At 55.6% G+C, this 13,250-nt stretch carries 10 protein-coding genes; 2 read left to right on the forward strand and 8 right to left on the reverse strand.

Annotated features, from left to right (window positions below; genetic code table 11):
• From B2U47_RS07070 to B2U47_RS07080, 3 genes are all read right to left on the reverse strand, one after another.
• On the reverse strand, positions 1-261 hold a 261-nt coding region (locus B2U47_RS07070; RefSeq protein ID WP_296676933.1), incomplete at its 3' end, for a hypothetical protein.
• 118 nt (positions 262-379) lie between these two features.
• Positions 380-1,660 carry an ATP-binding protein gene (locus B2U47_RS07075; RefSeq protein WP_296676930.1) on the reverse strand — a complete coding sequence of 427 codons (1,281 nt, stop codon included), beginning with the start codon at positions 1,658-1,660 and terminating at the stop codon, positions 380-382.
• 110 nt (positions 1,661-1,770) lie between these two features.
• Positions 1,771-2,292: a M23 family metallopeptidase gene (locus B2U47_RS07080; protein ID WP_296676927.1), complete on the reverse strand. Its 522-nt coding sequence runs from the start codon at positions 2,290-2,292 to the stop codon at positions 1,771-1,773.
• Between the two features lie 196 nt (positions 2,293-2,488).
• On the opposite strand from B2U47_RS07080, the gene B2U47_RS07085 reads away from it, so the two are divergent.
• Complete coding sequence (locus B2U47_RS07085; RefSeq protein ID WP_296676923.1) at positions 2,489-6,562, forward strand: HEAT repeat domain-containing protein; 4,074 nt, start codon at positions 2,489-2,491, stop codon at positions 6,560-6,562.
• Between the two features lie 56 nt (positions 6,563-6,618).
• On the opposite strand, the gene B2U47_RS07090 is transcribed toward B2U47_RS07085, so the two are convergent.
• Positions 6,619-7,926 (reverse strand): OmpP1/FadL family transporter, encoded by a 1,308-nt coding sequence (locus tag B2U47_RS07090; RefSeq protein ID WP_296676919.1) that lies wholly within the window; start codon positions 7,924-7,926, stop codon positions 6,619-6,621.
• 125 nt (positions 7,927-8,051) lie between these two features.
• Between B2U47_RS07090 and B2U47_RS07095 the strand changes: the two genes are divergently transcribed.
• Complete coding sequence (locus B2U47_RS07095; protein ID WP_296676916.1) at positions 8,052-9,455, forward strand: alpha/beta hydrolase family protein; 1,404 nt, start codon at positions 8,052-8,054, stop codon at positions 9,453-9,455.
• A 7-nt stretch (positions 9,456-9,462) separates the two neighbouring features.
• Here the strand turns inward: B2U47_RS07095 and B2U47_RS07100 are convergent, their stop codons facing one another.
• The 4 genes from B2U47_RS07100 to B2U47_RS07115 form a co-directional block, all read right to left on the reverse strand.
• Entirely contained in the window at positions 9,463-9,930 is a 468-nt protein-coding gene (locus B2U47_RS07100) for a hypothetical protein (RefSeq protein ID WP_296676915.1), read from the reverse strand.
• 24 nt (positions 9,931-9,954) lie between these two features.
• Positions 9,955-11,028 carry a hypothetical protein gene (locus B2U47_RS07105; protein WP_296676912.1) on the reverse strand — a complete coding sequence of 358 codons (1,074 nt, stop codon included), beginning with the start codon at positions 11,026-11,028 and terminating at the stop codon, positions 9,955-9,957.
• Positions 11,029-11,069: 41 nt separating this feature from the next.
• Positions 11,070-11,807, reverse strand: coding sequence for a DUF6174 domain-containing protein (locus B2U47_RS07110; protein WP_296676908.1), 738 nt, complete (start codon positions 11,805-11,807; stop codon positions 11,070-11,072).
• A gap of 141 nt (positions 11,808-11,948) precedes the next feature.
• Positions 11,949-13,250, reverse strand: a 1,302-nt coding sequence (locus B2U47_RS07115; RefSeq protein WP_296676905.1) for a COR domain-containing protein, incomplete at its 5' end; no start/stop codon positions are given.

Raw genomic sequence — 13,250 nt, forward strand, 5'->3', positions numbered from 1 at the left:
CGGCGCGAGATCACTGATCTGGTTGAACGTGCAATCAAACTCTCTCAGTGCAGTGAGTTGCCCAATCGTAGCGGGGATTTCCCGGGTATTTCCTCGGTTGCGCCAATCCCCCGACACATCCAGTTTTTCCAGCCACGTCAGTTCAAACACTTGTTCGGGGATCGCATCCAGACCGAGTTTGCTCAGGTCAAGTTCGGGCGAGCGGGTGCGACGGCATTCTTCGATGCGCTCAAAGGCGATTTCCAGCGGGGTCATAGACATGGTTAGTCAAGCATAAGTGATGATGAGTGGATAGTAACCGGAACAACGGAGGTGTTCAAACAAATGGCACACCGCCTCTTGCACCTCCCCTGACAAGGGGAGGCTGGGAGGGGTTTCTTCACAACAGCGCAAGCAACAACCCAACCGGCACAGCAAAAAACTGCCGTTCAGCTACCCGAAACGGTAACACCCGCTCCCCCGTATAAAACACCAACCCCGCTGCCAACCTATCCCCCACAAATTCCGCCAACTGCACCAATCCCTTAAAATCTGCCTCACCCACCGATGCCGAAGCCTTGATTTCAATCCCGATCAGCTTGCCGCCGCTGCGTTCCAGCACAATATCTACCTCGTTTTTGCTGGTGTCACGGAAGTGGTAAACGCCAACTTCCTCCTCCGCCCAACCCATGTGCTTGAAGCATTCCATCACGATAAAGCTTTCCAACAAGTTGCCAAAAATCGCGGAAGTCGCCAGTTGCCGCGCTGTCTTGATGCCGAGCAAATGGCAAGCCAACCCGGTATCCACCATGTGCAGCTTAGGCATTCCCACGGTTTCGCGTTTAGCACTGTTTTTCACAAACGGCGAAATGCGCTTGATGATGAACATCCATTCCAACGCCTCGATATAGGATCGGACGACTTGATCGTTTTGCGCCAAATCATTGGCAACACTGGCATATTTGAGCAGATTACCGCTCAAGCCCGCGAGGTAAGGGATCAAGGCTTGCAACTTGGCGTGGTATTCCCCCCGTGCTGCATACAGCGTTTCAAAATCCTTGAACAAACGCCCCTGTATGTACGATTTGAACCAGATGGATTTGCCGCGTGCGCTTTTGCTTTGCACTTCCGGGTAGCCGCCATCCAGCAGGATTTGCGCCAGTTGTTCACGCCCCAGTTCGGGTAATGCGTGTTGGTAGGAAAAGTCACCTGCCAGCAAATAGTCGATCAGGTTGAAACGGCTACCCCGGATTTCAGTGATGGAAAGCGGCCACAACTCCACCCGTGCCATATGCCCCGGCAAGGCTTCTTGGGTGCGGGCAGAACTGAAAATATCAGCAGAACCCGTCAGCAGGAATTTGCCCTTTTGCCCCGGTGGCAGGTTATCTGATGCCCGTTTGATGGCGGGAGTGAGTTCCGGGGCGTACTGGAATTCATCCAGCACCAGATTCTGCCCGGCAAACGACTGGATGAAACCGTGGGGATCATTGCGTGCTGCTGCCAGCACTCCTTCTTCATCCAGCGACAGGTATTGCATCCCGCGTTCGGCAGCAATGGTTTTGGCAAGTGTGGTTTTGCCTGCCTGTCGTGGCCCGGTCAGGTAAAGAATCCTGAATTCTGCCAGCAATTCCAGCAGCAGGGATGTGCTGTTACGTTGATACATGCGGAGTTCCCGTGACATTGATACGAGAAATCCTAGACATTAATGCGAGTTTTGCAAGGTCTTAATGCGAGAAATGCAGACTGTTATCATGAGTTTTGCATATTTATTTCATTGAAAATAATGACTTTTTAGGTTTCAAAGAAACGATTTGGATCAACAAAGAATATTCGCTTCCATGCCTGTTTCCGCCCGGAGTCATACAACCACACCTGCGGGTACAGAGTACGGATGTCGTAATGCAGGTGCGGTGGCTTGCCCTGCGCATTACCGCTGGTTCCAACCGTGCCGAGGTGTGTACCTGCCGCGATCCATTGCCCGCTTGTCACCCCGATGGTTTGCAGGTGGGCGTAATAGTGGATGCGCCATTTCGCCCCCAGCACCGCCACCACATTGCCGCCGATGCTATCCACCCCGCTGCGGATCACCAGCCCGTGAGTGCTTGCCAATACGGGTGTGCCTTCCTTGGCGAAAATGTCGATGCCCTTGTGTGTGCCGGAAATTCCCCACGGGTAATACCAGAACGATTGCGGATTCCAGTCTTTGGCTGTTGCACCCTGTACCGGAATGCGCGGGCTTTCCGGCAGCAATACGCCTGCCACAATCAGCACCAGCAAACCAGCACCGAATATTCTGGACAAAGACAGCCGCATACCTGATCTCCTTGAACACGGTTGCACAAAATACCTGCTTTTGCGCTATAGCATAGGGCAGGTGTTTGCAGGAATGGTGCAGGCAATAAGGAAAGATAATGGATGCCTGAAAGTCGCGTGCCAGCGACAACCTGCGGAACAAATTGGCTGAATGCCTGTCTAGTCAGCAATACCTCACAAGTCACAAGGATGTCCCATGACCACCACACCCTATCCCGGCTTGCGCCCTTATCAGGAACACGAACAAGCCAGCTTTTACGGGCGAGCGGCGGATACCGCTGCCCTGACCAGCAAGATTCCTGCCAACCGTCTGACCTTGCTGTTTGCCGCTACTGGGGTGGGGAAAAGCTCGCTGTTGCAGGCTGCCGTGCTGCCGATCCTCAAGGCGGAGGATGGCTTTCATCTGGATGTGGTGTATTACAACGACTGGGTAGCCCCGCCACTGGCGGGCTTGCAGCAAGCGGTGCGCAAGGCATTGCTGGAACGGCACGACAGCCTGCCTGCCACAGCGGATGACCTGACACTGACCAGTTTTTTCCACACCCTTGCACCGTTGGCAAGCCAGCCGCTGGTGGTGGTGCTGGATCAGTTTGAGGAATTTTTCCGCTACCGTTTTGTGCATCACCGTGACAGTTTCCAGCCCTTCATTGACCAGTTGGCAGATGTGATCCTGGCAGATGATGTACCCGTGGCGCTGGTGTTTTCGATGCGTGAAGATTTTGCGCTGGAACTGAATGCCTTCAAGCCGCACCTGCCCAACCCGCTGTTTGGCAACTATTACCGGCTGGAAAAGCTCAGTGAAGCCGGGGCACGTGAAGCCATTACTACCCCGTTGTCGATGGCAGGCTACCATTACGAGCCGGAACTGCTGGAACAGTTGTTGCACGACTTGCTCAGCCGTGACCTGAGCCGTGACGCTGCCAGTCTGGTGCAAGGTGTGAGTGCCGACAGCGTGGAGCCGCCTTACCTGCAAATCGTTTGCTCGCAGTTGTGGGAACTGGACAAGGATGACCCGTCCAGAACCCTGCGTCTTGCCACTTACCGCAAGGCGGGTGGCGCGAAAGGCTTGCTGGAAAATTACGTCAACCATGTGCTGAAGCGCTTTGCTGACCGGGAAAAACAGGTGGCTTCCAAAGCCTTTGATCATCTGATCAGTCGGCGCGGAACCAAAATGGCTTACACCCCGGATGATCTTGCCACACTGGTGGGGTTGAAACCGGCGGAACTCGGCAAGGTGCTGGACAAGCTGGAACAGGCTCGCATCCTGCGCCGCCAGCAGCGTGACCAGACCGTGTGGTACGAGCTGTACCACGACATGTTTTCCGGCGGGATCGAAAGCTGGAACACGCACTGGAAAAACCACATGCGCTTGCGCCGCACCGTCATGGCGACGGGTACATCGCTGCTGGCACTGGCGGGTATCTGGTTCAGTGTGGTGGCTTACCTGCAAGCCAGCAGCAAGCATTTGCGGCTGGGCAATGGCAACAATGACCGGGTGGAAGTCTATACCGGAACCAGCAAGTTTCCCGACCCGTTCGGGCAGCAGCGCTACGCTTACGAAACCGGTCTGAGCCGCAACCAGTTGGAACTCGACAAGCGTTATCCCAAGCGCGACGTGCAGGATTACAGCTTGCTGCTGCGGGAACTGATCGGCAGCCAGCCTGCGGATAGCCGTTTTTCAGCCTACATCGAAGCGGGTGAATACTGTCAGGTTTCCACCCTGCTGGGGCAGGTCATGCCGGATGCCAAACCCGCACCCGGTTGCAAGGACAAGCGCGAAACCTTGGTCAGGCAAGCGCAAGTCAGCCCGCCTGTTGCCAAGGCAGCGCCGTTGTCACCCAACGTTCCGCCTTCACCTGATACGGCTGAGCAGGAACATGACCCGTTGCGGGATGCCATTTTCGGCAGCCTGGGGTCACTCAAAACCCCGTGGGGACTGGCATTGCTCCAGCAGGTGGCTGCCAGCCCTGGTACACAGATGTATCCGGGGCAGTGGTCTGTCATGCTGAACCCGTTGACCATGCCTGTTCCGTTTGACGCGGCTGCGTGGCTGGAACAGTTGCAACAAAACGGCACTACCCAGTCGGAAAGCAATTTCAGCGACCCGCGTGTGGTGCAGGCGCTGGTTGAATGGTTCATGCAGGATGCCAGTGCCAGCACCCGCATAGCCGATGGTAGCCAGACAGTCAGTGGTCTGATGCGTGACCTGCTCATGCAGCAACCGGCTGAGGATACCGGAATGCTGCGGGCGGTATTGCAGCGCATGGATATTGCCCCGGCTCTGCGCAGTCTGCTGGAACACAAGGATGCCAACCGGCGCGAAGTCGCTTTCCTGCTGCTGGCTTTTTTGCAGGATGCCAGTGTGATCGACAGCCTGCCGTCTGTGCTGAACACCAACAACGTGGCTTACCTCATTCCACGGGCTATCGGTGTGGATGATGCCCGGCTGGCAAATCTGTTGCACGACATGCTGGCAGACCGCAAGCGTTTGCAGGAAGAACGTAGCTATATCGCTGAAGCATTGGGCACTATCGGTCGGGCGGAATCTGCTCCCGTTTTACTGGCACGTCTGCAAGACCCGGCGGAATGGGAACGGGTACGCAGTACGGCTGCTAACGCTCTCGGGCAGATGGGTGATGCCAGTGCCGCCGATGCGCTGCTGGCGCTGGTGTCGAACCCGCAGGAACGGCTGGAACCCCGCATTGGCGCGATGGAAGCACTGGTGGCAATGGCTTACGAGGGTGCTGTGCCTGTCCTGCTGGCACGTTTTCAGGATGCGCAGGAACGGCAGGAAATCCGCACGGTGGCAGCATCAGCGCTGGCGTTGCTGGGTGATGCCAGTGTGGTGCCTGCCTTGCTGGAAGCCTTCCAGAACCCGGCACTGGATACGGAAAGCGCTCGCCCAATCCTGTTTGCACTGGGGATTCTGGGCGACAAACGTGCTTTGCCGGTCTTGCTGGCTTACCGCGAACGCTTGCCACCCATTGCCCGTGTGGATATTGATGCCGTACTGCCCTTGTTCGATGACCCGCAGGTACAGCAGCTTTTGCCCGCCACGCTTGCCCCGGCATCCGCCCGCAGTTTCAAGGCGAAACTGGACGCGGCTTTTTATCAGTCACCGCTGGTGCTTTACACGGGGATAGACAAATCTGCCCGGCGTACCCTGCGCTGGCATGACATTCAAACCTTCTATTACGGCAGCTTGCAATACGGTCTCAACCCGGATTATTTGCCGGTGATCGGCGGGCAGGCGCATCGCCAGTTGTTGCTGGAAGCCTCCAATACCCCTGATCCCAACCGTCAGATGCAAGTGTTGCTGCAATTGCTGGGGGACGATTCCGCCCATTTCAGCCTGCGTCAGCGTGCCCTGAGCCTGTTTAATGCCGATGCGGAAGGCATCAGCAGCGAGTTGCGGGCAGCCGTCATCCAGCAGGTGCAAGCGTTGAGCGAACATCCCAATATCCTGCTGCGCCGCGCCGCAGTACAGGCATTGACCCAGTTGCACAGTGGCAAGGCGTTGTTGCCTTATACCAGCGACAAGCACCTGTTGCCGGAAAATCAGGAGGCAGCGCTGAAACGTTTCGCAGATACTGCCCCGCGAGCCGAAGCCATAGCCGAGTTGCTCAAGCGGGCGGGGGATGAGGGCAACCCGGCGTTGCAAGCCAGTGCCTGGGCGTTGCTGGGCGAGATGCAGGCTACCGAAGCCTTGCCATTGCTGGAAAACAGCCTGCAAACCCTGGAACAGGAGTACCGTGAGTGGCGCAGCATCCGCGATCAGCGCCCACCCGATGATGCGGATCAGGCAACCTTCAGCAACTGGCAGCAAGCGGTCAAACAGGCTTCGCCCAAACATGCCTATCTGGCAGCACATTACGGTTATGCACTGGCGCGGATGGAGACTGCGCGCGGTATCCAAGCGTTGGCGCACGATTTGGCAGATGTGCGTGACGGGGCAGGGCTAGGTTTCGCTGCTAGTGCATCTGTCGCCACCTTGCAGCAACTGGACGCAGAAAGAGTGAAACGCCAAGCTACCGAACCTGTTTTCGGACAAGCCGCTTTCCGGGCTATCGACCGGGCGTTGCAGCGACTGGAAAACACCCCGGATCAGGCTGTCCGGCAATCACTGGTGGACTGGCAAACCAGTCTCCAGCCACGTGCTGACGATGATGCGGTAAGACAGCGACTGGCATGGACACTCAACCTGATCAGCCATTACCAGACGCAGGCAGAGGAATTCAAGGCGAAGTACGGGCTGGAGAGGATGTTGTAAACGTTTTGGCAGGGAACGGGGGCAAAATGGATTGCCCCCGTAGTGTAGCGTGGGATTTAAAAACGGTAATTCAGCGAGATGGCTCCCGATATGGCGTCAGAGTTTACGTCTGCGCGTGTGGTGTAATTGGAAAGTGATGTGCCCGGTGTCGTGTAGTTGATGGTGACATCCTCCGGTTTTACCAGGGATACGCTGGCATCCAGTTCCAGATTCTTGCGCAGTTTTTTCGCAACGCCAGCAGAGTACCACCAGTTATCTGCACTGGGGGCGCGTGGAGTACGGTTTTTGTCACTCGGTGTCGGCGTGGGGTCAAACGCAATACCCGCCCGCAGTTTGGTCGTGTCATTCATTTTGTAGGTGATGCCACCACCCAGCCGTACAGTATCTTCCCATTGCAGGTCAGTCACCGAATCCGGCAGTGTCCGGTCTGGAAACTTGATCCGAATTTCAGGAACAGATGACCATTGTGTCCAGGTCGCATCACCATGCACCGCCAGTTTGTCATTGACTTGATGTGCAGCCGCAAGGGAAACGGATGCTGGCATTTTTAGGTCTGTGGTGGCTTTTTGGTTGACAAAAGCAGCCGCCGCTAGCGGATTGGCCTGTGCAGCAGGCGATAGGGTAAACTTTACGTCACCATCCAGCTCGTGCTTGACTGATGAACGATAACTGGCAGACAGGGTGGTTCTGTCAGTGGGATGGTAAGCTACGCCAACGTTTGCCCCGAAGCCCACGCTCTCGCCTTTAACCAGTGATTTGCTGTCGACAGTTTGGTTAGCCCCTAAACCCAGCGCTTTTCCTAGTTCAGCATGGGCAATCTGTACATTGACGCCAGCCCCTACTGCCAGTTTGTCATTGAGCTTCCAGGAAACTGCCGGGTTGATGTTGACGGTTTTCAGGGAGGATTCCAGCGCTTCATAACGGACGAAACTGTCAGGATCGTATTCGGTCGAGACTCCAAATGGCGTATTGACACCTACGCCGAACGCCATTTTCTCTGACAAGTCGCGTTTGTAGTAAAAACTGGGGGTGACAGACAAGCCTCCCGGTTTGGCAGTGTTGTTGCCCTGTACCACTGTACCGCCCAGGCCAGTGGGTAATGTGCTGCCCCGGTTGGTCAGTTTGGTATCCGTGCTTAGCAAACCAACCCCGGTGTTGATTTGTGTCCCTTCAAGGGAAGACAGCAGTGCTGGGTTGTAGTACATGGCGGAAGCATCATCGGCAAGCGCGTGCCCGGTAGCAGCCGTTCCGCCCCCTGATGCACTCTGGACGGTGACACCCAACCCGCCTGCCTGTGCCGTGCCTGATAGCCCCACCAGACACGCCAGATAAAAAGGGGTTGGTCTGAATATAGACATACTCATCATTTGCTCCTCCTCTTACGTTATCTTTCTATCAATTACTTTTTAAATTACCGGTATAGAAAATAATTAGCAAACGCTTTTTATTTGTGTAACGATGTTTGTGGCTAGGAAAGAGGAGATTTGATATGTTTAAAAAAATCACGCAGTTAACCTTTATTTCGCTGGTTTTCTTTGGTATGTCCGGGTGTGGAGGAGGGGAAAGCAGTTCCCTGTTACCATCAAGCGCTCCGTATCAGGTTGGGTATGTTGGTGCGAATGTGTATGCGTCACTGACGGCAACAGGTAGTCAAAGCAAGCCTTTGTTCGATGCGGCGGATGCAGTTGCAGGTTCTTCCAGCAAATGTGATGTCCAGTTGTTGCGCATGTCGTATGCCACCCGTGGCGGCGCAGGGGAAGCCACCACTTCTTCCGGTGTCATCATGTTGCCAACGGGAAGCAGTGCCAATTGCTCAGGCAAGCGCCCCACCTTGTTGTATGCCCACGGTACTTCCAGCGACAGCCGCTATGACTTGTCGCAATTGTTGGCGGATTCTGCCAATCCCGCCGCGAGCGAAGCCGTTATCCTGCTGGCGCTGTATGCCTCGCGTGGCTATATCGTGATTGCCCCCAATTATGCGGGCTATGCAGATTCTTCCCTGGGTTATCACCCTTACATAGATGAAGCACAACAAGTTGGGGAAATGCAGGATGCTCTCGCCCATGTGCAGGAATACAGTACCGCTCTTGGCATCAACATGTCACCAGACCTGTTTGTCTCTGGCCTTTCGCAAGGTGGCTATGTGGCAATGGCAACCCACAAGGCGTTACAGGCCAAAGGCGTGCCAGTACGTGCGTCTGTGCCGATTTCCGGGCCGTATGCGATGTTGAATTTCCTCGATACCATCATGACTGGCTATGTCAATGGTGGTGCAACTTTATTTGCCCCCATGTATCTGACAGCGTTGGAAAAATCGCACGATATTTATACGGTGGCCAGTGAGGTGTACTCGACGGATTTTGCCGCAACGGCTGAAACGGCATTACCTCGTGCAGGTGGGCATACGGCTGCGGTAACTAGCGGGCTTTTACCCGCTACTGCCATCTTTAGCGGCATAGCGCCTGCACTGCCGGGCATACAGCCATTCCAGCAAGCCGGGTTTGGTTCGCCACACTTGTTGTCTGATGCTTTCCGCACGGCTTATCTGGCTGATGCGGTGGCTAACCCCAGCAACCCGGTCAACGAGGTGCGTGCTTTGGTCAAGGATGCCGACTTGCGGGATCCCTGGACACCTACTGCACCACTTATGATGTGTGGTTCGCAAAATGACCCGGTGGTGTATTTCACCAATACACAGAATATGGTAAGCCACTGGAAGGGAGTACCAAGTGTATTGACCCTCAATCTTGATGCTCCTCCCGCTGGGCCTTTCGCAGCCGTTGCCACCCAATGGCAGGTAGCCGGTATTAGTGGTGCGGACATTCATGGACAGACTGGCGTGTATTGCGGTTTGGCAGCCTATGGCTTGTTCCAGAGTCGACGTACCCAATAAGGTTGTTTCAATCCTTGCTGAACACGCCGTTGCTGGTGATGATCACCCGGTTTGACCAACGGGTGGATAGCTTGCCGACGCAGGCTTCCGTCTTTTGCCCGTCGGCGAACTGGGTTTCCACGCTATAGCCTTTGCCCGGTTCGTGGTTGAGGCTGATGTAGCGCGATTCGCCGCTGCGTAGTTGGGTGAGGAGGATTTTTTCCTGGCTGAGGTCGTTGCCATGCTCGATTTTCAGCAGGGGAATGTCGTCCTGGCGCATGTTGACGATTTCCACGAACAGGGGGCGCATAGGGTACTGGTAGCCATGCCAGAGTTGCATTGCCAGCATTCCCAACAACAAGCCTGCACCGCCTGCCAGCCATTTGTGTTTGCTTTCCATCACTTGTTGCCCTTGCTGTTTGTCAAAGCAGGCATCATCGTGTTTCTGGGCGGGGTTTGCATTGAGATGGCGCAATGTTGCCAGCGTGGGCAGCAATGGGCTTGCCCACGACAGGTAAACTCAGCAATGGATGCGCGGTTCCCACAGGTGGGTGCGCAACTGCTGGAACAGGCTGGCGGCTTCCGCCTGTTGTGGCAGACCGACAGCCTGACGTACCAGCGGGTGTTCTTCATGCAGGAATTTCTGTGCTAGCACCTCTATTGCTGCGGCTTGTGCCTGACGGACATGGGCTTGTTGTGAGGCGGTCAGTTGCGGCATTACCCATTCGTGGATTGCCCACGACAAGGCCGCGTGCCCGATCTCTTCCTCGGCAATATGCCCGATCACGGCACGGAAAACTTCTAGCCCGGCCTGTTCGTGTTGCCACAAACCACAGGCAGCGGCAAAGGTTTCGTTGACACAACCTTCGACGGCATTTTCCAGTGCAATCTCAAACAGGGAGCGGAGCTGGAAATCCGCCACTTCGACGTGGGGCACGGCAGTGTCACACGCCTGCGACAGCAAGCCTGCCAGTTGGGCGTGCCCGGTTTCCTCGATGATGGCGGTTTTGGCTAGCCGGATCAGTTCGGCAGGTGCCTGGTAAGCCTCCAGTTCGCGGGCAAGGTAGCGGAAAGCGGTGATGGCGGCGGTTTCCATCGCTGCCATGTCGGCGAAGTAGTCACCCAGCAGGGTAGCGGCTTCCACCGGCTCGACATGCAGACCAGCAGGCATCCGCCCGACCATTGGGCGCGGCGGTGAATAGCAGCCGGGAGCATTGGTATAGTCGGAATCGACCATGGTGTAGTCAGCCGTGCAACTGAGTTGCCCCTGACCTTGGGCATCCAGTTTGGTGTCGCACTTGCTGGCTTTGAAGTTTTCCATGCCAATCAGGGTGCTCCACTCGTAGTCATGTTCCTTGCGTGCCAGTTTCTGGCACAGTTTGGCGCATTCTGTGGTGGAAAGTGGCACATTCATGCTGTAGACCGGCGCAGTAATTTCACTATGCCCCGGCGAACGGGTAACGGGGCCACGGCACGGGTCGGTCGACACCGGCGGTTTATCCGTGACGGGATCAGAAGCACAGCCTGCCACCGTTACCGGCAGAGCCGCCATGACCGCGTTGCGCAAGATGCTCTTGAGCTGGTTTTTGTTCATGAATCCTCCCAAAGGTTGGTGTGTATGCCAAGTATACGTCGTTACCACCCCTGTTTGGGTTTCAGGCCGCTGGCAATCTTGAAATTGCTGGCAGACAGGTAGACTTCCTCGTCAGCCATCCGCTGGTCACGGTCAATGCTAATGCTGGTGGGGTAGCCATACTGACTGTCGTATTCCACGCTCACGCTGGCGGCCTTGTTGTCGATGGCTTCGTGGATCATGCGGAACAGACCGTCAATGGTCAGGGCTTCGGCTTTGCGTTCGGCGGGCAGCGGCACGTTTTCCGGCAACAGGCTGGCTTGCTGCACTTTGCCCTTGAAGACGCGAATTTCAATCGGTTTGCGGTAATCAGGGGCGCAGAAGCAGGAGCGTTGCAGGGTATAGGCGTAATGTTGCGGGCGCTTTTGTTTCCATTTGGCTTCAGCGGCTTGCAACTGGCGGGCGGCTTCTGCCAGCGGGTTGCCTGCCGTGCCGTTGATGGTGTCTACATCCGCGCGGTTCAGTGGGCGGCGGCTGATTTCGCCATTGGTGACACCGCCTCGGGTGATGGCGATGTCTCCGGCAGTCAGGGTGTAACTGGCATCACGATCCAGCACCGCTACGGTGAAGGGGCTGCTGGGCAGCAGACCCAACAGGGTGCGCAGGTTGGCATCTTGGGTAGCGGTCAGCGGCAGCGTTTGCAAGGGGGGCGGAATCGGGTTGCCGCCATGTCCGGCGGGTGGTGCGGCGCAGGCAGTCAGCGTGGCGGCGGCAAGCAGGGCAGGGATGATGGTTTTCATGGCAGGTTTTCCTCACGTTATGTTATTGCCTGCCTGATTGGATTCGGTAGCGCGGGAATGGTTCAGTGGTGCATACACAGGCTTGACCATAACAGCCAGCGGGCGGGTTTACGGGTGGGGTGGGGCATGTGACACCTCTGCTCAGGTTTTCATGAGCTTTTTGACCTGCTCACGAATCCCGTCTTCCACGCTGCCCCAGAATTTATCTTTGTTGCGCCATTCGGCTAAAGGCTTGCCGTCTTTGGGCAAGGCAGTGATTGCACCAATTTCGTGGTCACGCCAGCCTTCGGTATGGCGGATGATGACCGGGATCACCACATTGCCCTTTTCGCGGTAGCGTTCCAATGCACGCACCATTTCCTTGGTGAAACAGTAATCGGAAGTAATGAATGCGGGGCTGATGAGTAGCAGGACAATATCGGCAGTGTCCAGTTGCTGGAAGATTTGTTCATCCACCGATTCGCCGGAAAACAGGGAACGGTCGCTCCAGGCAATTAGCGGTAGTGTGCGTTTAATGGCGGTCAGGTGTTCTTCAAGGCGATTCTTGTATTTCTCGTCCTTATGTGAATAGGAGATAAACAAATTGATGCTTTTCTTCGCCGGTTTGGTGTCATCCAGACGGGAACGCGGGGCGGTTTGTTCCTTGAATTCAGGCAAGGATTCCCTTGCTGCATGGATGCCTTTGCGCAAGTATTCCCGGTAGCGCTTGTGTGGGCTAGTTTCACTGACCAGTTTGCGCAAGATGTCCCGCAATACGTCAAGCTGATTACCACGTAGCTGGAAACGTAGAATGCCTTCAGTTGACTGACTTTTATCCTGATACGCACACTCCAGCAGGATTTGACCGTGTTCAGTCGGGCAATAGACACCTGTGTACCACGGGTCACTGCCGGGGTAGGTTTCGCCTAGCCGGATGATGATGCGTTCAATGATACTGCGGTGTAGAAAGTCATACTCGACTTCCAGCAGCCAGTCCTGTTCCAGTGGTTGCCATGTGTCCTTGACGCTGATACTGGCGGGTAATAACGCCGGGATAACGAATTTGCGCTCAGTAAACGGTATCTGTTCCTTATCATTTTGCTGAGGCTTGACCTGATAGCAAATCCCGCAGTTACGCATGAAACTGAGGTAAATCTCACGTTCGGTTTCATTAACCTTTGGCCAGAATGTGCTGGTGTCATCGCCGAAAAAGCCACCATCCCAGCGCAGGATTTTAGGTTTGGCCTTGCCTTTGGGGTCAAATAGTTTGTAAACCGCTTCAATTGCCCAGTTCTGGTCGAGAATAATCTGATCCTGAAAAGCACCTTGCTGATAGAACAGGATGCCGGTTTTGTGTAGGTACTCAACAAACCACTCGGCGTAGTCTATCCCCGCCTTGATGCACAGTTGTTTGAAGTGAGGAAAGGGAATGGTGGTTTGCCCGGGTGTGACCGGAAGTGATGC

This window comes from Thiothrix sp. UBA5583 (genome assembly GCA_002425225.1).
In the GTDB taxonomy this organism is placed as follows: Bacteria; Pseudomonadota; Gammaproteobacteria; order Thiotrichales; family Thiotrichaceae; genus Thiothrix; species Thiothrix moscowensis.

What these genes read in the sequence shown, in the direction of transcription:
- B2U47_RS07075 (WP_296676930.1), bottom strand. Translation starts at nt 1,660, where the DNA reads ATGTCACGGGAACTCCGCATGTATCAACGTAACAGCACATCCCTGCTG.
- B2U47_RS07080 (WP_296676927.1), bottom strand. Translation starts at nt 2,292, where the DNA reads ATGCGGCTGTCTTTGTCCAGAATATTCGGTGCTGGTTTGCTGGTGCTG.
- B2U47_RS07085 (WP_296676923.1), top strand. Translation starts at nt 2,489, where the DNA reads ATGACCACCACACCCTATCCCGGCTTGCGCCCTTATCAGGAACACGAA.
- B2U47_RS07090 (WP_296676919.1), bottom strand. Translation starts at nt 7,926, where the DNA reads ATGAGTATGTCTATATTCAGACCAACCCCTTTTTATCTGGCGTGTCTG.
- B2U47_RS07095 (WP_296676916.1), top strand. Translation starts at nt 8,052, where the DNA reads ATGTTTAAAAAAATCACGCAGTTAACCTTTATTTCGCTGGTTTTCTTT.
- B2U47_RS07105 (WP_296676912.1), bottom strand. Translation starts at nt 11,028, where the DNA reads ATGAACAAAAACCAGCTCAAGAGCATCTTGCGCAACGCGGTCATGGCG.
- B2U47_RS07110 (WP_296676908.1), bottom strand. Translation starts at nt 11,807, where the DNA reads ATGAAAACCATCATCCCTGCCCTGCTTGCCGCCGCCACGCTGACTGCC.